Raw genomic sequence first — 21,279 nt, forward strand, 5'->3', positions numbered from 1 at the left:
TGTTTATATTATTTTTCATTTAATCAAAGTTATCTTCTTTTATAATGTATTTTGGCCTATTTTTTGTTTCAACATAAGTTTTACCTACGTATTGACCTAAAATTCCTATAGAGAATAGTTGTATTCCCCCAATAAATAGTATAACACTCATTGTAGATGGCCAACCGCTTACAGGATCACCAAATAATAATGTTCTCACTACAACAAATAAAATAAAAATAAATGAGATAATTGAAAATATAATTCCTATAACTGTGGATAAGTATAATGGAGCTACTGTAAATGATACAATACCTTCAATTGAATAAGCGAATAATCTCCAAAATGACCAGCTTGTTTCACCTTCACTTCTTTTAATGTTTTCATATTCAATCCATTTTGTATTAAAACCTATCCATTGGAAAATTCCTTTAGAGAAACGATTATTTTCATTTATGTCCAATACGGCATCAACTACAATTCTTTTCATTAATCTAAAATCACGGGCACCATCGACAAGCTCTATATTTGTTAGCCTATTCATTACTTTATAGAAATTTCTTGCAAAAAATGATCTTATTTTTGGCTCTCCAATTCTTGAAACACGTCTTGTAGCTACAATATCATAATCATCAATATAGTCAATCATTTCAGGAATTAATGATGGAGGATCTTGAAAATCACAATCCATTAAAATAACATAATCTGCTTTTGTATGTTTTAATCCTGCAAAAATTGCAGCTTCTTTTCCGAAGTTCCTTGAAAATGAAATGTATCTAACATTGTCCAGTTTTTTTATTTCATCTAATGTATTATCAGTTGAACCATCATTAACAAATATTATATTAAAATCAATTTTATCTCTTAAAACATAATTTATTTCAATAAAAAATTTTTTAATGTTTTTTTCTTCATTATGACATGGAACAACAATTTCTAAATTCATTTTTATACCTATGCACTGATTTTATAGATTTTGAACGTATTATTCTTTAATGTTTGATCGAATTTTACTTCTTCAACATGTATTCCCTGAGCTCTTACTTCTTCAATATTTTCATGACCACCATCAACATAATAAATTTTCGTGCCATTATTAATCTCTGCCTGAATTCCGGGGTCATTTAATGTATTTCTAACATTGACTCCCACATCTTCAGTATAACCGATATAATGGTTATGTGGTAAGAAATATCCGCTAAGTTCAAAATATATTGGGAAAAAGTCCACAATTAAAATGTTCCCGCTACCTACAACTTCGTTTAATGAGTTCATTTCTGTTTCAGTGTTTATCGCATCCTGTGTCTGGATATTAATGAAATAAACGCATCCAACAGCACCAATAACTAGTATAAATGCCAAGATAATATAAAATAACTTTTTATTTTCATATATTTTAGCTAATAATATAGAAAAGCCTAACCACAAGCATCCTACTGCCGGAATTAAAAATCTCTGATGGAAACACGGTTGTACTGCTATTGAAAGTATCACTCCAATAATTGGAACTATTATAAAAGCTATTATGCTTGCAATAGCAAATTCATCTCTTACTCTGTATATTAAATATAAAAATATTAATAGAAATATGCTTCCAAAAATGGTAGGAGATAACAATTCGTTGGCTTGAATAAAGTATGTTGCAGGAGATAATACAAAATATATATAACTGATTAATGTTTTAAATGTAATTGGTTTAATCCAAAATCCGCTTTTATATGTGGCCATCTGATTTAAAACAATAAATGTCCAAGGTAAAAATACTATAACACTAATTATAGCAGATAAAAGCCAGTATTTTAATTGTCCTCTATTATTTTTAAATAAGTAGATAAATAAAAGCATGTAAATACCAAATGAAGCTACCGCTGAAAAATAATGTGTATATGAAGAACAAATTGTTAAAACAGTTAAAATGGCCCAATATTTTAAATTAGAATCATTTTTAATAATTTCGTAACCATAAATTAAACTGGCCGTTACGAAAAATAAACCCCAGGAATACATTCTAACTTCAACGCTGTAAAGCATTAATTGAGGCATTGATGTAATACATAAAAAGAATAATCCTGCTGTTAAATAACCAAAATTCTTTTTGACTTTGGTTATTGATAATAACCCAATTAAATATATTGGAATCAGTGATACAATTTTTCCTATAACTCCAATATCCAGAAATGTAAAAATTTTTGTAAATGCTTTAAAAATTATATAGTATAGTATTGGATGAACGTCTTTCGGTCCAATTTCTAACATATCATGGATAGGTAATTGTGCAAATGCTATTGAATATAGTTCATCGTACCATAATCCAATTTTTGTCAATCCGATATATGTAGTGATTAAAAGAAAGATAATTCCGATAATAAAAAGAATTATGCCTAAATTATCTTCTTTTGAATTATTTTTAAAATCCTCTAACTTAAACATTGTATCAAAATTTATTTTTAATATTATTTAATATTTTACTGTCACAGTAAGCATTATCATTCCACCAATAAATCCCATAGCTATTGTTAGGAATAATAAGGATAATTTCTCTTTATCATATTCAAATAAATCTGTATTTATAATAAACGGAACGAAGATTAATAACGGCATGAAATATCTAGCGAATACTCCATTAACAACACTGTCAGCACCAACTTTAGCCCATGTTAAATATTGAACACCAATAACACCTATATATATTAAAAATCCTATTAGAAATCCTTTAATTCTAGTTTTTATATTAAATTTTTCATCTAAAGGATATATAAATGAAAATATGAGGAAAAATATTGCGTAAAGTGTAGCCAGTAAAGTTGATGAATACTGACGAACATCATTTGAGAAGTAGAAAAATCTATCTGCAATTATAGGAAATTGAGTAAATACATTTAAGAATCTTTCAAAAGCAAATTTTGGATGATTTATTAAATTGTTAGCCTGTTGTGTACTATTAACATTACTATTTATAAAATATTCTCCTCTCCATGAATTCGCCAATACACTTGTTGCATAACTGCTCCAGGCAAATCCGATAGCAAATGTAGGTAAGATAGCCAGCTTTGATATTATATTTTGAGTTTTATTTTCAAAATGATTGTTTGGAACTAAAAATATTAATAAACTTAATGCCAGGAACGGAGATTTCAATAGTCCGGATAATATTATTGCAATATAAAAAATTGCCAAATCACCCCATTTGATTTTTGGAGTTTTATAGAAATATAAAAAGTAAGCAAATGCAAGTAAGGCAAGAGATGAAAACATTCCATCGACACTTAATGAAGCGGCCTGATATATTGCCAACGGTAGAATAGAGACTATCAGCATTGGAAACTTCAGTATAGGTGTTTTACGTATTGCGAAAGAAATGATACCTGCATATAATATTAAATTAAACAATCTTCCAAGCCATAACATCCAAATAGCATTCAAATCCAATAATTTTGCAAGAAATATCCCTATGGCCTGTGGAAGATATGAGTAAAATGGATTTTGGGAAAACGCTGAGTTAAAATACGATGGCGTATAATCAATTTTCGCGTCATCCACATTCGTATTAAAAACATTTAATCCTGCACTGTTACAAAAATCAGTTAATGATTTTATTGTTTGGTAGCCGTGTACAGTTGTATTTGGAATTAAAATATAATCAGTTGAAATCTGTCCGGTTGATACTATCTCGGATCTGATGAAATGTTCCTGTTCGTCTGATATATCATTAATTGGAGAAATAAAAACACAGGTAACTCCAAAAAGCAGTATTATAATAAATGCAACCTTATGAAGATTATCTTCATTTTTCATGTAATAATATAAACAAAAAGCTCCAATTATAAAAACCAATATTAACATAGCTATTTCAAAAAACGGAGATGAATAATCTTTTTTTGTTAAAAAACACAATGTAAATATAACTAGAATAGCCAAGTAAATTAATATGTAATATTGATTTTTTAAGTTTAAATTTATTTTTTTCATTATGGTAGAGTTTATTTAAAATATTATATTAAATTTTCATTGAAAGCTGTATTCTTTTTCTGGAAATATCAACATCCAAAACTTTAACATTAACGATTTCGCCGACGCTAACAATATCCAATGGGTGTTTTACAAATTTGTTGGCCAATTGAGATTTATGGATTAAACCATCCTGATGAACTCCGATATCAACAAAAGCGCCAAAATCAACTATATTTCTAACAGTACCTTCTAAAATCATGCCTTCCTCTAAATCTTCAATAGATAAAACATTTTTTCTTAATTTAGGTTTTGGCATATCATCACGTGGGTCACGGCCAGGCTTTTTAAGCTCATGAATAATATCTTTTAGAGTTTCAATACCAATATTATAGCTGTTTGATATTTCATCTAAATTTAAATTATCTAATTTTAAATTATCTTTTCCTATATCTTCAACACTATAACCTAAACTTTTTAAAAGTTTTAATGTAGCATCATAGGATTCCGGATGAATTGTAGTATTATCTAGAGGAAAATCAGGATTATTTATCTTAACAAAACCTGCGCATTGTTCATAAGTTTTTTTTCCTAATTTTTTAACATTTAATAATTCTTTTCGGTTTTTAAAACTTCCATTTTCGTTTCTATATTCAATTATATTTTTTGACGTAGTTTTGTTAAGGCCTGAAATGTAGGAAAGTAAACTATAAGAGGCAGTATTTAGATCAACACCAACTTCATTTACAACTTTTTCAACAACACCACTTAATGATTCTGTTAATTGTTTCTGATTCATGTCGTGCTGATATTGTCCAACACCAATTGATTTGGGGTCGATTTTAACGAGTTCAGCTAATGGATCTTGCAGTCTTCTGGCAATACTAACTGCACTGCGTTCCCCTTCAGAAAAATCGGGAAATTCTTCATCAGCCAGTTTACTTGCCGAATAAACAGATGCTCCCGCTTCATTAACAATTATATATTCAACACTAGTATTTTTAATAATGTCAGCTACAATTTCTTCAGATTCTCTTGAAGCTGTTCCGTTTCCTATTGCAATGACATTAATGCCGTATTTTTTAATTAGTTCATGAACAGCTTTTTTTGATTCTTTAATCTTATTTTGAGGTTCTGTCGGATATATTAATGCAGTTTCAAGAACTTTCCCGGTTTTATCAATAACTGCTAATTTACAGCCGGTTTTAAATGCAGGATCCCAACCGAGTATAGTTTTTTCTGCTAAAGGAGATTCCATTAATAGCTGATTTAAATTTTTTGCAAATACTTTAATTGATTTTTCTTCCGCCTTTTTAGTTAAAAATGTTCTTATTTCACGTTCAATAGCAGGTGCAATTAATCGTTTATAGGAATCGTTTATTGCGTCTTTTATGATTGGCGTTGTATGCGGATTATATTTGATTTTTTTAGGGGTTTTTGAGTGATTTTTTAGGGTATGTCTTTTTAAATAAATCAGTATTTCTTCTGTTTCAACAACTATTTTTGCTCTGATAACTCCTTCTTTTTCAGCCCTATTAATTGCAAGAATTCTATGTGGAGGAATTTTTCTTAAATCTTCATCATACTCATAGTAAATCTCATATTCAGATGAAATATCTTTATTTTTAACTTTTGTCTCAATTTTACCAGAGTAAAAAGTGTTTTTCCTGATTTTCTTTCTAAAAACAGAATTATCGGAGATAATTTCGGCAATAATATCTTTTGCACCTTGAATAGCATCTTCTGGTGTATTAATATCATGTTTTGGGTTAATATAATCTTTAGCTATTTCTATTATAGGTTTATTAATGTTTTGTTCTAATATAATGTCTGCTAAAGGCTTTAAACCTTTTTCCTTTGCTATTGATGCTCGTGTATGCTTTTTACTTTTGTAGGGCCTATACAAATCTTCAAGTTCAACCAATGTTTCAGCATTCAAAATACTTTTTTCTAGCTCATTAGTCAATTTTCCTAAACTATCAATTCTTTCAATAATTTTGGATTTTTTTTCTTCAAGATTTCTAAGGTAAGCTAACCTTTCATCAAATTTCCTTAATATTTCATCATTTAAAGAGCCAGTAACATCTTTTCTATATCTGGCAATAAATGGTATTGTGTTACCATCATCAATTAGCTTAATTACTTTTTTTACTTGCCATGACTGAAGATTTAACTCTTTCTGCAGTGTTTTTGTAATCATTTTAATTTATTTTTTTATTGTCTAATTCAGGATTCATTCCCCATTTAAAGTAAATTACACCTTTAGATCCATTGTCCATAGCTAATTTTCCATCTTTTATTAGTTCATCAGCAGGTGTATTGGTGATATTATCATCGGAATGGTATGTTTGCAGTCCTATCCATACGTCAGCTTTGCCTGAGTTATCTACAAACCATTTAGTTGTATTTGAAATCCATGAACTGTCCTCTTTATAATTTCCTTTATACATCATTGGAATTATAACATCAACGTTTTTACTTATTGTTTTAATATCCTGTCCATAATAATAAGCATCATTTTCAGCTTCAGGCATTACTGTTGCAGATATTGTCAATGAAGGATTTACCTTTCTTACACTATTTGAAAAGTTCTCAACAAATTGATTTATTGCAGCTGTTCCATTTGGATATTTGTATGCATTACCTTCAAATCTTATATAATCCATCTGTATTCCTTTCACGCCTTCAAGACCAGCGTAATATTTTGCTTCTTCAATTTTGTAATTAAAATACTTGTTATCTGGCGTACCATTTTTAAGCGGTGAAATCCAGTTACCGGTATTGAATATCTGCATCCAAATATGAACTTCAATTCCATGGGCGTTTGCTTCTTTAATCCAGTTCAAAACATCTCTTTGTCCATGTTCCGTAAAAGCATAAGAATTTAAAAATATAATATTAACTCCATTGTCTGATAGTTTATCAAAATCAACATTGTACATGTCACCAGACCATACCCAGTATCCATATTTTTTTCCCTGTCCGAAGAAGTTTAAAAATCCAAAGAAATCAAAATCCTTTGAAACAGATGGGCTTTTGTAATTTAATTCATTTATTGCGTGGTATTTTATCGGTTGATGGTTTATTTCTTTAACTTTGTAATTAACACATATGTTATCTGAAATTATTGAATCATCCGATAAATCAGTATCAACTGCTGAAACTATTGCAATTGATAAAATAAAAAACAGTGTTAATAACAATATTAACAATTTTTTATTAATAAATAGTCCTCCTATTCTATCCTTTTATAATGTTTTTTTTTAATACTCTTTTATATTTTTTGTTTTTTACTATTTTTTAACTAAAATAATTTTAAATAATATAATAAATGAATGTTATATATAACAATTAATATATTACGTGGGGAAAGAACAATGAAATATTTTAATAAAGCACTGTTGTTTATAATTATATTTATTATAATACTTCCAATCAGCTTTGCTAGTGAGAATATTACTTTAAATGATGATAATTTATCTTTAAATGATAATGAAGGAATGTCATCTTCAACATATGTTTATTTTGATTCATCACTATCAGTTGATGGAAATGGTAGTCAAAATAGTCCATATAATCATTTAGAATCAAACAGGTTAAATGATAATTCTATTGCTTATTTTTTTAATGGGGAGTATAACCTGGATTATTCAAGAAGTTTTAATAACTTAACAATTATTGGTCAGAACCATTTAAATACAATAATTAAAAGTAATTATCTGCAATTTACATCAGATGGTACCTTATCAATTGTTAATATTACTTTAGATAGTGTATCAATTAGAAATAATAATGATTTTACTGCTACAGGCGTAATTTTTGAAAATAATATGGGTAGTTATAAGGGAAGATATGATAACGTTTTTGGTGGTGTTATTTATTCTACTTCAGGAAATGTTTTAATCGATTCCTCTACTTTTAAAAATAATAATGCAACTTATGGTGGAGCAGTTTATACCACCAATACAAATTTAAGAATTGTTAACTCTAATTTTGAAAATAATAATGCTTACAAGTATGGTGGTGCAATAGCTAGTGAAGATAATTCCATTTTAGATATAAGTAACACATACTTTTCAAATTGTTATACTTTAACTAATGCCGGTGGTGCAATCTATTTAAAAGAGTCTACATTAAATGTTAAAAAATCTAATTTCACTTCATGTAATTCTACTTTTGGAGGTGTTATCTGTGATTTAAACTCTGATTCTACTATTGATTCAATAATTGCATCTAATAATGTAGCTAATTATCAGGGTGGAGCTATTTATAAAATGTATGGAAATATGACCATAATATCATCCACTTTTAACTCTAATAAAGCATTGAATGGTGGGGCAGTTTTTGCGGATAATTCATCTGAAGTAATTATCAGGTCATCTACATTTAATTCTAATGAAGCTACATATGAAGGTGGAGCCATTTATACAATTTTAAACTCAAAAGAAACGGTTTCATCAAACACATATATTAACAATAAAGCAAAAATCGAAAAAAATTATTATAAAAACTCAGGTTATGATTTATTTATTGGAAACGGGAATTATACTCAATATGTCGGTGATTTTTCATTTAATGGAGTATTACCTTCTAAATATGATTTAAGAGATTATAATCAGGTTACACCAGTTAGAAGTCAAAAAAGCAGTGGAAATTGTTGGTCATTTACTTCACTTGCCGCTTTGGAATCCTGTATTTTAAAAGCATCAGGACAAAGTTTTGATTTATCCGAAGAAAACATGAAAAATATAATGGCATATTACTCTGATTATGGTTGGAATTTAGAACCTAATAAAGGGGGATATGATGATATGGGTGTTGCTTATCTTGTAAGTTGGCTTGGTCCATTTGAAGAAAATTTAGAAACATTCAGTGACTATACTGTATTGTCTCCAGTTTTAAACTCCACTATCCATGTTCAAAATGTTATTTATTTAACCCGTACAGATTATACGGATAATGATGCTGTAAAAGAAGCTCTTATTAGATATGGTGCTGTAGCAACCGGTATTTATTATAGTGGTTCATATATGAAATCTGATAGTTATTATTATTCCGGAACTAGTGGCCCTAACCATGCAGTAACTATTGTCGGATGGGATGATAATTACTCCAAAAATAATTTCAGAACTGCTGCACCGGGAGACGGAGCCTGGATTTGTAAAAACAGCTGGGGTGAAACCTGGGGTAATAAGGGTTATTTCTATGTTTCATATTACGATAAAAATTGTGTAAGGCTGGGAGCTTATGATAAATCTACATATACCGTTATTTTAAATGATACTCTTCATTTTGATAAAAACTATCAGTACGATATTATTGGAATAACTGATTATTTAATAACCGGTAATGACACATTGTGGTATGAAAATATATTTAATGCTACTGATAATGAACTTTTAACTGCATTTTCCACTTATTTCAATGCTACTACAGACTGGACTGCTCAAATTTATGTGAATGATGCTTTAATGATTACTCAAAATGGAAAATCCAATCCTGGTTATTATACATTTAATTTGGATGTTCCTATACCTTTAAAAGTTGGAGATACATTTAAAATAGTTATAAAAATTTCAGCGGATAATATAGCATCAGTTCCTATTTCCGAAAAAGTAAGGTCAAACAGAATTCTTTACTCAAAAGGAGTTTCATTCTTCAGTTTTGATGGTAAAAACTGGATTGATTTATTCGATTTTAAATATAATGCATCTCAGTATTCTCATACTTACGAATCACAGGTTGCATGTATTAAAGCATTTACAACCTATTATTCTAGTTCAAATATTGTCCTTAACAATTTAGATACTGTATCTATTAATACTCCATTTTATGTTGTCGCAACAGTTAAAGATGGTCAAGGTAAATTAATTAATGAAGGTAGTGTAAAATTCACTATTGATTCTCAAAATTACACGGTTAATGTTGTAAACGGTAAAGCAATATTAAAAACTCAATTATCTTCAATTGGATCTTATAATATTTTAGCTACTTATGAAGGCAATACACATTCATCTTCATCTGTTTCAGGTCTTATTAATGCCATCGATAAATATGCAAATTTAACATTAAGCATTTCAGATATTAATTATGGAGATGTATTAATCATCGAAAATACGTTAATTTCTAATGAATTAAAGGTTTCAGGAACTATTGATGTTAAAATAGGATCTAAAACTTATTCAATCGAGTCCAATAGTAAAACTCAAATTAATGATATTTTTAATCCAGGTAATTATGTTGCTTTTGGATATTATTCCAATATTGCAACTGCAAATACCACATTTGATGTAAACAAAGCTCCATTAGAATTGAATTTAAGTATTAATCACATATCTTCTGACAGTGTAAATATTACAGTAAAACTTTCAAAAGCTATTGATGGTACTGTTACAGTCAATGTCAATTCTAAATCTTATAACGTTAAAGTAAATAACGGAAGTGGAGTTTTAAGTTTAAATGATTTGGATTATGGTGTTTATAAAGTAAATGCTTTATATTCAAGCGATTATTATGAAAATGCTAGTGCAAGCAGTGAATTTAAAATAGATTCTATTAGAACCATCTTGACTGCTGATAATCTGGTGATGTATTATCGCGACGGATCCAGATTTAATGTCGTATTAAAGGATAAAAATAATAATTTATTATCAAATCAGAAAATTAAAATTCTCCTTAATGGCGTTGTAAATGAAAGAAATACTGTTGATGGTGTTGCATCTATGGCAATTAATCTTAATAGTGGTACTTACACCACTTATATTGAATATTCAGGAAATGATATTTATTTACCTTCCAATATCTCAAGAACTATAACAGTTAAATCAACCATTATTTCTTCAAATATAGTTAAATATTATAGAAATGGAACTCAATATTTCGCTACTATTTTGGATTATAAAGGTAATCCTGTAGCTAATGTTGATGTAGGCATGAATATTAACGGTGTATTTTATACAAGAAAAACTAATGAATATGGTCTTGTTCGTTTAAATATTAATTTAATGCCGGATAAATATATATTAACTATTACTAATCCGATAACTGGCGAAGAAACTTCTAATAATATTACTGTTCTATCCAGATTAGTTGAAAATCATGATTTAGTTAAATATTACAAAAATGCTTCAAAATATTCTGTTAAGGTATTGGATGAAAAAGGATCTCCATTAGTGGGGGTTGGTGTTACTTTTAATATTAATGGTGTATTTTACATAAGAACAACTGATTCAAACGGTGTAGCTAGTTTATCTATTAATTTAAACCCAGGTACATATGTTATCACTGCAGAATATGATACATCTTTAGTATCCAATAACATTAAAGTTCTAAGCATTATTGAAGCCAAGGATTTAGTCATGACTTACAGGGATGGAAGCAGATTTAACGCTTTAGTCCTGGATGAACAAGGTAATCCTAATCCTAATCAAAGTGTTACTTTTAACATTAATGGTATACTTTACACAAAAATGTCAAATTCAACAGGATTTGCGAGTTTGAATATTAATTTAATGCAAGGAAAATACATAATAACTACACAATACAACGGATTAAGTGTTTCTAATACTATTATTATTAATAGTCCTTAATCCATTTTTTTTTAATAACAAACATTTATACTATTAAAAAAATATACTTATTAATGTATTAAAAAAATTTTAGGTGAAATATTTGTCTTGGTTATTTGTTATTCTTGCTTTTTTACTTGCTGGTGTAAAATCATCAAAACCAAAATATCAAAAGGTTTCTGTTATTATACCGGCTTTTAATGAGGAAAATACAGTAGCTAGGGTTGTAGAAGTAATTAAACAAGTTTCATGTGTAGATGAAGTTATTGTTGTTAATGATGGATCGTCAGATAATACAGCTCAGGAGGCTACAAAAGCAGGTGCTATTGTAATTTCTCATGATGTTAATAAAGGTAAGGGTGAAGCTCTTTATACGGGTTATAAAAATACTGAATGTGATATAATTGCTTTTATTGATGCAGATATTCATAATTTAACTTCTAAAAAAGTTTCAGCAATGATTAAACCAATTTTGGATGGAAAAACAGATATTACTAAAACTAAATTTGCACGTGAAAGCGGACGTGTTACAGAGCTCACTGCTAAACCACTTTTAAACTTCTTTTTCCCTGAAATTTCATTTGAACAACCTTTGAGCGGACAGTTTGCTGCTCGTAAAGGAATTTTAAAAAGAATTAATTTTGAAAAAGACTATGGTGTTGATGTAGGTATTGTTATTGATGCTGATGTTTTAGGTATTTCTATTATGGAAGTCGACATCGGTGCAATAGAACATGACATGTCTCCTTTATCTGATTTACACATGATGGCTAATGAAGTTGTAAGAACTATTATGAGTCGTGCCAATAAATATGGTAGAGTAACGATGATTGATGACATTGGATTTTACATTCGTATGTCCATTGTTGGTTTATCTTTAGTTATTTTAGGCTTGTTTACAATATTTTTCGTTAAATTTATCCCATTATCTGCAGGTGTTTTAATTTCAGTTATTGGAATTATTATATCAATTTATTATTTAGTTAAAGTTGTTATCCAATCTATTATTATTTATAGAAAGACTCCTAGAGGTAATTTAATTAAATCATTTGTTAAAATTCATTTTCCTTTAATTATATCTTTAATTCTTTTAATACTAATGATTTCAACATTTCTGGGTGCTGCCAATATACAAAATGGTACTATTTCAATTGAACCTAATTCAAGAAATTTAATAATTTTTACAGATACACATAATAACAATTCAATTTCTGTTAGGGGACCATATACCGTAGATGCTGCAATTGAAAATGAATCTAATGTAATAAGGATGCCATCAGATGCAATGCTGACTCTGGATATTAGTGTTAATGACACGATTGTTATAGGTAATGAAGCCTATAGGATAAATGATACTAGAAATTTCGAGCCGGATACATTAAGATTACCTATTGAAGCAAAAAGTGTACTTCATCTGGAAGATGGTGATATAATTCAAAATAGTCGTTTAATTGATGTCTTTTCTAAATCAGTTGTTTACCATACGTTTAATCAGAAAAATGTTTCATTTGTTGAACAGTTCTCATTATCTTCAAAACCAGGTAATGAATGGATATATGATGTAGTTGTGGATAATGTTACAGTAGCTACTTCATTCGGTTCATTTAAGGAAAATCAAACTTATTCTGTACTTTCTGATGGTTATTATTTAGGTAGTTTTAAATACACTAATTCAACTATTGAAAATCTAAATTTAACAAATGGTAACCATTTAATACAAATTAAATTTAAAAATGTAAATACAACGACAACAAAAGAATTAGGCAGCGAATTTGTAAATTTTAAGCAAATAAGCACCCTATAAATGAAAAATAACTTTTTTTATAAAAAAAATAGATAAATAAGAGATTAGTTCTCTTATTTTTTATCATAAGCTTTTACAGCTTCTTCAACATCGTTGTAAAGACCTAATGCTGCTAAAGCCCCAACTTTACCTTGTTCACCAGTAACTGCAATTAATTCAATACCTAATTCTTTGGCAGTAGCTTCTGCAGTTTCAACATCCATCATACCGGATTTAGTTGCAATTGAGTATTGTCTTAATTTTTCAGGTATTTCAAGACCTTCAAGAATAGCTATTGCAGTTTTATCAGATAAAGTATCTCTTTTAAGAATTTCAATAGTTCTATTAATCAATGCTTCTTTTTTATCACTTTCAACGGCAAAAGTTAATGCAATAGAAACACAATTTTGAGTTTTATGTGGATTATGTGGATATAATTGAACAATAATATGATCAAGATATTCAAAACCTTCGCTAGCTAGTTCAACACCTAAATTATGAGCCATTGTCCATGTTGCACCAGCATCTTTTACATCTGTGTCGTCAACACCAATAACTACTTTTTCAAGTTTAGGTGTTACTACAGTTGCTCTACCTTCTTTTGAGCCACCACCGGATTTTATAAGTTCAATGTATTTAACTCCTTTTCCCATTCCTCTACACATTCCAGCTCCAACACCCGCGCCAGCAAGACCAGCATGAGTAACTTTGACTTCGTCATCTACTACTTTAATTTCATCAATTCCTGCTGCATTGAAACTGGCTTTTAAATCAAGAGGAGCACTACCTACATGACAAAAGTAAACATGTTTGTTACCATCGCGGTAAGCATCATCAATCAGTTCTGAATTATTTTTATATTGATGCAATAGCCAGTGTGAACCTGAAATACATGGATGGTACTCGATAAGTTCTACTTTATCTCCATCAACCATTGTTAGTACTTTTTCATATGGTGCGACCCAAGGATCTGAAAATTTTTCTTTTAACTCTTCAGGTTTTAGAATTTCCATATAATCATCTTAAATTTCTTTTAATCTATCACACATTTTAATAGCTGCTTCAACTGCACTTTTTGCATTTTTAACACGTCTGTGTGCATCTAATCTTGTCATTCCAGGACCAGTAATTCCTAGAGCAACAGGAGTATCATATTCTAAGGCTAAATCAGCTATTTTACGGGAAGCATGTTGTGCTACGATTTGATCGTGGTCAGTTGCACCTTCAATTACAGCACCTAAGGTGATAATTGCATCATGTTCTCCTTTTTGTAATAATTTTTTAATTACTAGAGGCATATCAAATACGCCTGGAACAACAACTACTTTTGTAATTTCACAATCTCTATTTTTTGCTTCAGCTGTAGCTAATTCTAACATCATTTGTGTAATATCATAATTAAATTCTGCAACAACAGCAGCAATTCTGTATTTTACCATATTTATTCCTCCGTTTATAAAATTTATGCAAATACTAATAGTAAGAATCCAGCGACACCACTTAATACCATAATAAGTATGATAAAGAGTGCAGCCCATTGCATTCTAGTAAGTTTTCTCATAATAAAAATCTCCTTAAATTATAATTAATATAACATTTTTAAGTTATTTAAATTTTTTTCCAATTTTTCTTAAATTTTTTGTAACTTTCCAACTATTTGAATTTAAGATTTCATTGTTTTCTTTTTCTAAAATTTGAATTCTCTGATTCAATTCATTTATTTTAGATTCGTAATCATTATCTTTTTTAAATTCAGTTTCACAGACTTCAATTAATTCTATTATTTTTTGAGTAAAATGGATAGTTCTTTGTTTTTTGTAATCCTTCTCATCATTTGAACAGTCTTTAATTGGAATATCTGTTTTTTTATTCATTATTGAGTTTAAAGTATTGATGTTGCTGTCAATATCATTTATATAGGATTTATATTCAATATTCAACTTGGACATTTCACTATTTTCTTCACAAATTGCCCAAATGCTTGTATTTGAACCATTATAATCTGATATTTTAGATGGAAGATATGGATTTTTAATAAAATCACCTTTTGTAGAACTGTCTTCAACAATCAGTACATCAAATTTTGTTGAAAGATTTAGAAACTCCAAATAATCAATATTGTTATTAATGATGGTTCTATCTAGAATTTCTTTATTTAAAATTTGTTCAAATAAAATTCTATTTGGTGTAAATAAATGCAGTCTTATTTTATCTTTATATTCATCAGATATATTGTCAAAAGCATTTATAAAGTCTTCAAAAGATCTATTTGAGAATATAACACCAAAGTAACCGAAATTAATGTAATTTTTATCCAAAGGATAGTTACTTTCCTCAACATAATAATATTTTTTATCAACTGTCGGATGTGGTGAAATTATATATTTATCATTAATATTCACTTTAAACGGTAGAGTATCAATCATTACCTCTTTTTGACTTTCATTTGTAAATATTATTTCATCAGCAAAAATAAAGGTTAAATATTCGCAAATGCAGTTGATATCATCAGCAGTGCTAATCAATTCTAAATCTTTTTCCTTTAAAATCTTATTTATTCTATTTATATATTCTTCATCTTCAAGTTTACCACTCAAATGTCTATTTCCAAAGGTATAAATTAATGGATCTGAGAATTCTGCTCTCCAATATGTATTTGGATTGGCTAATTTATATTCAAGTGCTAAAAAATGAGAATGTGCAAAATTGGCTCTGCTGTAAATATTTTCATAATTATTGATTAGTTTGATACCTTCATTTAAAAAATTTAAGATATTATTCCATTCTGTTGAGAAATTTGAATTTACTGTAAACATATTTACAATATATTCTGAGACCACTTTTTCAAGTGTAAAATCTTTCTTCATATCATCCAGACTTGCGCATATAACATCAACATTTTTCTTTTCAGAAAGAATTCTTTTTGCAACAACATTACTTGTGGTCGTATTTGTCGGTGGAAAAGCATAGGATATTATTAATTCTCTTTTTTCATTATTTAATTTTGATATATCTTCATTTAGATATTTATATGGGAAAAATTCATAATTATAACTTAAAATATCTTCTAAAACCTGTGTATAGTCTTCTGGATGTTCTTTTATATATTTATTTATTTTAACAACTTGGCCTCCGGTCAGACTTTTAATAAAGTTTCTCATTACTTGAGTTTTAGCTTTTTTAAGGCCTTTGTTAATATCATTAATTACTTTCAAACGGTCAGTAATATTAAAATCATAAGATAAGTCCTGTCTTGAAATGGACCCATGTCTCCATAATCTATAATAATTAGCATTTAAATCTTTATTGACTACATAAAACTCAAAATCATTAACAGGATATAAATTAGCATAATATGCGATATCTACACCGTTTTTAAGTTCCGGATTAAATGAAGAGTTTTTTACATTAACTGTTGGGATTATTTTATTTTGTGTAATAACAATGGCATCACTTATAGTGCCGTAAGGATTTTTGACAATGCCTGAATTTTCCAATATTTGCTGGGTCATATATGAGTCTGTAATTTCACCTGTATCTTCATCAATATCGTAAAATAACCCAACAACAATTCTATTAGGTTTAACGTATTTATATAACTCTTCAAAGTAATTTTCACTTATAAAATCATCATCGTCAATGAAAATAGAGTATTTCCTTGAAGCTAGGTCAATACCCTTATTACGTGCATTGCACACACCCTTTTCACTTTCGGTCAGGATTATATTTACATCAGGATTATTTTTCTGATATTTTTTAATAATATCTGGTGTTGAATCAAGCTCACCATTAACAATAAAAATAGCTTCAAATAGGTTAAAATCTATAGTTTGATTTATTAAAGAATCAAGTAGTTTTGAAATGTATTTTTCTCCTTTATAAGTTGGAATAATTGCACTAATACCTTCTTTTAACTCTGATTCTTTAATCATTTTTCTCACTATAACAATTTAATAATTTCATCTGTAACGTCTTTAGTGGTTGCAGTACCACCTAAATCTCCAGTTAAAACTTTTCCATCATCCAATAAAGTTAAAATAGCATTATCCAGTCTTTCGGCAGATTCATTTTCACCTAAATATCTAAGCATCATAACTGCAGATAACATCATTGCTATTGGATTTGCAATTCCTTTACCGGCAATATCTGGAGCTGATCCGTGCACAGGTTCAAATAAAGCACCATCATTTCCAATATTTGCTGAAGGTATTAATCCGAGTCCACCAACAAGACCAGCACCTTCATCTGATAATATATCACCGAATAAATTGGTTGTAACAATTACTTCAAAGTTTTCAGGCTGGGTAATAAGATACATTGCAGTTGCATCAACATAAAAATCTTCTTTTTCAATATCAGGATATTTTTCCCCTACTTCATAAAAGATTTCTTTAAATAATCCATCACTTTTCTTTAAGACATTTGCTTTGTGAACACCAGTAACTTTAGATTTATCATTGTCTTTTGCATATTGGAATGCATAATCGATAATGCGGCTTTCAGCTTCACGGGTAATTACACGTTTTGCAATAGCTCCTTCATCAGTTAATTCTTCTTTATCTGCAATATATAACCCTTCAGTATTTTCACGAACAATCATAAAGTCAATGTTGTCTGATAGAGAATTTGTGTTTGGGTATGATTTGACAGGTCTTAAATTAGCAAACATTTTCATTTCTTGGCGTAATTTAACGATAACGTCAGCTGCAGTTTCACCAGCTGCACCAAATAGACACGCATCCGCATCTCTTACAATATCAATTGTCTCTTGAGGAAGTGCACTGCCGGTTTTTTCCAAACAAGCATCGCCGGCTTCACCATAAACATAATTAAAATCAATATCCAAGTTATCTAAAACAGATATGGTAGCTTCCATTACTTCTGTGCCTATTCCATCTCCTGGAACAACAGCAATTTTATATTTATTATCTTTTGTCTTTGAGGTATTCAATAAGACCACCTTTTTCAAGTATTTCTAACATAAATGGGGGTAATTTTTTAAATGTTATTACTTCTCCGCTTGAGGAGGTAATTGTTCCGTTTTCCATATCAACTTCAATTTCTTCTTCATTTTCAATTAAATCAGTAATTCCTGGAGCTTCAAGAAGTGGAACTCCAACATTTGTGGCGTTTCTATAGAATATTCTTGCAAATGATTCCGCTATTACGGCAGATATTCCTGCACCTTTAATTGCAATAGGGGCATGTTCACGAGAAGATCCACAACCGAAATTAGTGCCTCCTACAATAAAATCTCCTTTCTTACACTTTTCACTAAATTTATCGTCTAATCCTTCCATACAGTGTTTTGACAGTGTTTCTTCATCAGTATAAATTAAATATCTTCCAGGAAGAATAATGTCTGTATCAATATCATTTCCAAATTTCCATGCTGTTCCTTTCATAAAATCACTCCGGCACAACAATTCTTCCTTCAATTGCAGAAGCAGCAGCAACTGCAGCAGAGGACAAATAAACTTCTCCCTCAGGTGAACCTTGTCTTCCTTTAAAATTCCTATTGGAAGTTGATAAGCTAACTTCTCCAGGTCCGATAATTCCTGTGTGCCCTCCAAGACACGGGCCACAACATGGCGCAGAAACCAATGCTCCCGCATCAATAAATATTCTAATCAATCCTTCATCCAAAGCTTTAGAATAAACTTCTTTTGATGCTGGGATAACTAACATTCTTGTACCTTTTGCAACCTCTTTTCCTTTTAAAATTCTTGCAGCATCTCTTAAGTCACTAATTCTTCCATTGGTACAGGAACCTAAAAATACTTGGTCGATTTCTCGGTCAACTTCACTTACCGGTTTTACATTGTCAACATGATTTGGGCAGGCTACTTGAGGTTCTAAGTCAGTAACATCTACATCAATAATATTTAATGATGGAGCGTCTAAGTCTGTTTTAAATATTTTGTAGGGTTTATTTGAGCGTTTTTCTACGTAATCAATTGTTTTTTTGTCTGCTTCTACTAAACCTGTTTTTCCACCCATTTCTATTGCCATATTGCATAAAACCATTCTGTCGGAAACGGTCATATCATTCACGGTTTGACCTGCAAACTCACAGGCTTTATAAGTTGAACCGTCAGCACCTACTTGACCTATAATATTTAAGATAACATCTTTAGCATATACATTATCTTTTAAATCTCCTGTTATTTCAAAACGATTTGTTTCGGGAACTTTAAACCATAAATTTCCTTCTGCAAAAACCATTGCCATATCGGTTGATCCTATACCTGTTGAAAATGCACCTAATGCACCATGTGTACAGGTATGTGAATCTGCACCAACAATAACTTCTCCAGGCACAACATGCCCTAGTTCCGGTAAAATTTGGTGGCAAACGCCTGCATTAACATCGTAAAAATGTTCTATATTTTGCTTTTTTACAAAATTTCTCATAATTATATGATTATTAGCAGAGTCAATAGAGTCAGCCGGTATTTGGTGGTCAAATGGAATTACTATTTTAGATGGGTCCCATACTTTTTCCGCACCAATTTTTTCAAATGATTCGACTGCAAGAGGTCCAGTTAAATCGTGTGTCATTGCAATATCGATATTTGCAATGATAATGTCACCAGCTTCAACTTTATTTTTTCCAGATGCCCTAGCTAATATTTTTTCAGACATTGTACTTGACATATTAATAAAACCTCACAGTATTTATTTATATTTTGTTTAACATTCTATTTAACTTTTGAAAATAACTTTTTGATAGAGATAATTCTATAATCATAACTTTATATAATATGTAAAACAAAATACTTTTCATGAGTAAGTTCTTTGGTAGATTTAAAAAAGAAGAAGAAATTCCTGTTTTTGAAGAACAGGTGCCTGTATGGGAAGATAGAATTTTTTGGGTTGAAACTTTACAAAAAATAGCTTTACCAGTTTTAATCAATGTTAAAAAAGATTCATTAAGAAAAACAATGCTTTTGGAATCTGGTAGTGTTGAAGGTAAAAAATTTGCTTATCTTGAAGCTTTTGCACGTGTATTTAATGGTATTGCACCTTGGTTAGAACTTGGACCTGAAGAGTCTGAAGAGGGTAGGCTTCGTGAAAGATATATTGATTTAACTATTCAAGCTATTTCAGTTGCTGTAAACCCAAAGAAAAATGATTATATTTTTTATTCTGAACCTAAGCAATCTTTGGTTGACATGGCTTTATTTGCTCAAGGTTTGCTCCGTTCTAAAAATCAAATCTGGCTTAATTTACCGATGGATGTTCAGGCAAAAATTATTGGAGAACTTAAAAATACAAGAATCATTGCACCATACGATAATCATTGGATTTTATATACATCAATAATAGAAGCTGCTCTTTTAGAATTCACTGGAGAATGTGATAAAGAACGTTTAATTTATGCTATTCATAAATTTAGGGATGAGTGGTATATTGGTGATGCAATTTATTGTGATGGTCCTGATTATGCTTCAAATTATTTTAATAGTATTTTCATTCATCCATTGCTTAATGATATTTTAATGGTTATGCGTAAATATGGATTATCTGATGGTGAATTTTTAGATATTCAATTAATGAGGTCTTCAAGACTTGCTTCACAATTAGAAAGATTAATTTCTCCTGAAGGAACTTATCCGATCATTGGAAAATCTATTTCTTATCGTTGTGCTATTTTCCATACCTTATCTCAAGTTTCTTTATTTAAAATTTTACCTAGAAATATCGAGCCGGCTCAAGTTAGATCCGCGATGACTAAAGTTTTAAGAAATTTATTTGAGGGAAATCAAAATTTTGCAAATGGAAATTGGTTAATATTAGGTTTAAATGGTCATCAACTGGATATTGCTGAAAAAGATATTAATACTGGAAGTTTATATATGTGCTGTTCAATATTTTTAGCATTGGGACTAGATTCTAATGATCCGTTTTGGTCTGATGAGTTTGCTGAATGGACATCTCTTAAAGCATGGAGTGGTCATGTAACACAGAAAGATCAACCTATTAACTTTTAAAATTGAT

General features: G+C 29.5%; 14 protein-coding genes. 3 read left to right on the top strand and 11 right to left on the bottom strand.

The features are described from left to right. Window positions 1-19 precede the first annotated feature (19 nt). The 5 genes from ACKI5C_RS06045 to ACKI5C_RS06065 all read right to left on the bottom strand — a co-directional run bounded on the left by ACKI5C_RS06045 (window position 20) and on the right by ACKI5C_RS06065 (window position 7,130). A complete protein-coding gene (locus ACKI5C_RS06045) occupies window positions 20-925 on the bottom strand; it encodes a glycosyltransferase family 2 protein (protein ID WP_407432279.1) in 906 nt (301 codons plus the stop codon). 8 nt (window positions 926-933) lie between these two features. Beyond that, window positions 934-2,409 (bottom strand): hypothetical protein, encoded by a 1,476-nt coding sequence (locus ACKI5C_RS06050; RefSeq protein ID WP_407432280.1) that lies wholly within the window; start codon window positions 2,407-2,409, stop codon window positions 934-936. A gap of 27 nt (window positions 2,410-2,436) precedes the next feature. Then, window positions 2,437-3,774 (bottom strand): DUF2142 domain-containing protein, encoded by a 1,338-nt coding sequence (locus ACKI5C_RS06055; RefSeq protein WP_407432281.1) that lies wholly within the window; start codon window positions 3,772-3,774, stop codon window positions 2,437-2,439. Between the two features lie 202 nt (window positions 3,775-3,976). Beyond that, window positions 3,977-6,127, bottom strand: a complete 2,151-nt coding sequence (locus tag ACKI5C_RS06060; protein WP_407432282.1) for a Tex family protein — start codon at window positions 6,125-6,127, stop codon at window positions 3,977-3,979. Window position 6,128: 1 nt separating this feature from the next. Next, the gene (locus ACKI5C_RS06065; RefSeq protein ID WP_407432283.1) at window positions 6,129-7,130 is read right to left on the bottom strand and encodes a putative glycoside hydrolase; all 1,002 of its coding nucleotides are present in this window, start codon (window positions 7,128-7,130) and stop codon (window positions 6,129-6,131) included. A 174-nt stretch (window positions 7,131-7,304) separates the two neighbouring features. On the opposite strand from ACKI5C_RS06065, the gene ACKI5C_RS06070 reads away from it, so the two are divergent. Next, complete coding sequence (locus ACKI5C_RS06070; RefSeq protein WP_407432284.1) at window positions 7,305-11,516, top strand: C1 family peptidase; 4,212 nt, start codon at window positions 7,305-7,307, stop codon at window positions 11,514-11,516. An 82-nt stretch (window positions 11,517-11,598) separates the two neighbouring features. Further along, window positions 11,599-13,299 carry a glycosyltransferase gene (locus ACKI5C_RS06075; protein ID WP_407432285.1) on the top strand — a complete coding sequence of 567 codons (1,701 nt, stop codon included), beginning with the start codon at window positions 11,599-11,601 and terminating at the stop codon, window positions 13,297-13,299. A gap of 53 nt (window positions 13,300-13,352) precedes the next feature. On the opposite strand, the gene mmp11 is transcribed toward ACKI5C_RS06075, so the two are convergent. The 6 genes from mmp11 to hacA form a co-directional block, all read right to left on the bottom strand. Next, window positions 13,353-14,291, bottom strand: a complete 939-nt coding sequence (gene mmp11, locus ACKI5C_RS06080) for a methanogenesis marker protein 11 (protein ID WP_407432286.1) — start codon at window positions 14,289-14,291, stop codon at window positions 13,353-13,355. A gap of 9 nt (window positions 14,292-14,300) precedes the next feature. Further along, entirely contained in the window at window positions 14,301-14,717 is a 417-nt protein-coding gene (gene ribH, locus ACKI5C_RS06085; RefSeq protein ID WP_407432287.1) for a 6,7-dimethyl-8-ribityllumazine synthase, read from the bottom strand. Between the two features lie 165 nt (window positions 14,718-14,882). Next, complete coding sequence (locus tag ACKI5C_RS06090; RefSeq protein ID WP_407432288.1) at window positions 14,883-17,210, bottom strand: glycosyltransferase family 2 protein; 2,328 nt, start codon at window positions 17,208-17,210, stop codon at window positions 14,883-14,885. Between the two features lie 8 nt (window positions 17,211-17,218). Further along, a complete protein-coding gene (locus tag ACKI5C_RS06095; protein ID WP_407432289.1) occupies window positions 17,219-18,229 on the bottom strand; it encodes an isocitrate/isopropylmalate family dehydrogenase in 1,011 nt (336 codons plus the stop codon). Next, window positions 18,204-18,683, bottom strand: coding sequence for a 3-isopropylmalate dehydratase small subunit (locus ACKI5C_RS06100; protein ID WP_407432290.1), 480 nt, complete (start codon window positions 18,681-18,683; stop codon window positions 18,204-18,206). Before ACKI5C_RS06100 ends, ACKI5C_RS06095 begins: the two co-directional genes overlap by 26 nt. Window positions 18,684-18,687: 4 nt before the next feature. Next, window positions 18,688-19,935, bottom strand: coding sequence for a homoaconitase large subunit (gene hacA / locus ACKI5C_RS06105; RefSeq protein WP_407432291.1), 1,248 nt, complete (start codon window positions 19,933-19,935; stop codon window positions 18,688-18,690). Window positions 19,936-20,063: 128 nt separating this feature from the next. On the opposite strand from hacA, the gene ACKI5C_RS06110 reads away from it, so the two are divergent. Further along, window positions 20,064-21,272, top strand: a complete 1,209-nt coding sequence (locus ACKI5C_RS06110; protein ID WP_407432292.1) for a DUF2264 domain-containing protein — start codon at window positions 20,064-20,066, stop codon at window positions 21,270-21,272. Window positions 21,273-21,279 lie beyond the last annotated feature (7 nt).

The organism is Methanobrevibacter sp. (genome assembly GCF_045646045.1).
Classification (GTDB): domain Archaea; phylum Methanobacteriota; class Methanobacteria; order Methanobacteriales; family Methanobacteriaceae; genus Methanocatella.

Excerpts from the sequence above, each read along its gene's own strand:
- ACKI5C_RS06045 (WP_407432279.1), bottom strand. The coding sequence starts at position 925 with ATGAATTTAGAAATTGTTGTTCCATGTCATAATGAAGAAAAAAACATT.
- ACKI5C_RS06050 (WP_407432280.1), bottom strand. The coding sequence starts at position 2,409 with ATGTTTAAGTTAGAGGATTTTAAAAATAATTCAAAAGAAGATAATTTA.
- ACKI5C_RS06055 (WP_407432281.1), bottom strand. The coding sequence starts at position 3,774 with ATGAAAAATGAAGATAATCTTCATAAGGTTGCATTTATTATAATACTG.
- ACKI5C_RS06060 (WP_407432282.1), bottom strand. The coding sequence starts at position 6,127 with ATGATTACAAAAACACTGCAGAAAGAGTTAAATCTTCAGTCATGGCAA.
- ACKI5C_RS06070 (WP_407432284.1), top strand. The coding sequence starts at position 7,305 with ATGAAATATTTTAATAAAGCACTGTTGTTTATAATTATATTTATTATA.
- mmp11 (WP_407432286.1), bottom strand. The coding sequence starts at position 14,291 with ATGGAAATTCTAAAACCTGAAGAGTTAAAAGAAAAATTTTCAGATCCT.
- ribH (WP_407432287.1), bottom strand. The coding sequence starts at position 14,717 with ATGGTAAAATACAGAATTGCTGCTGTTGTTGCAGAATTTAATTATGAT.
- ACKI5C_RS06090 (WP_407432288.1), bottom strand. The coding sequence starts at position 17,210 with ATGATTAAAGAATCAGAGTTAAAAGAAGGTATTAGTGCAATTATTCCA.
- ACKI5C_RS06100 (WP_407432290.1), bottom strand. The coding sequence starts at position 18,683 with ATGAAAGGAACAGCATGGAAATTTGGAAATGATATTGATACAGACATT.
- hacA (WP_407432291.1), bottom strand. The coding sequence starts at position 19,935 with ATGTCAAGTACAATGTCTGAAAAAATATTAGCTAGGGCATCTGGAAAA.
- ACKI5C_RS06110 (WP_407432292.1), top strand. The coding sequence starts at position 20,064 with ATGAGTAAGTTCTTTGGTAGATTTAAAAAAGAAGAAGAAATTCCTGTT.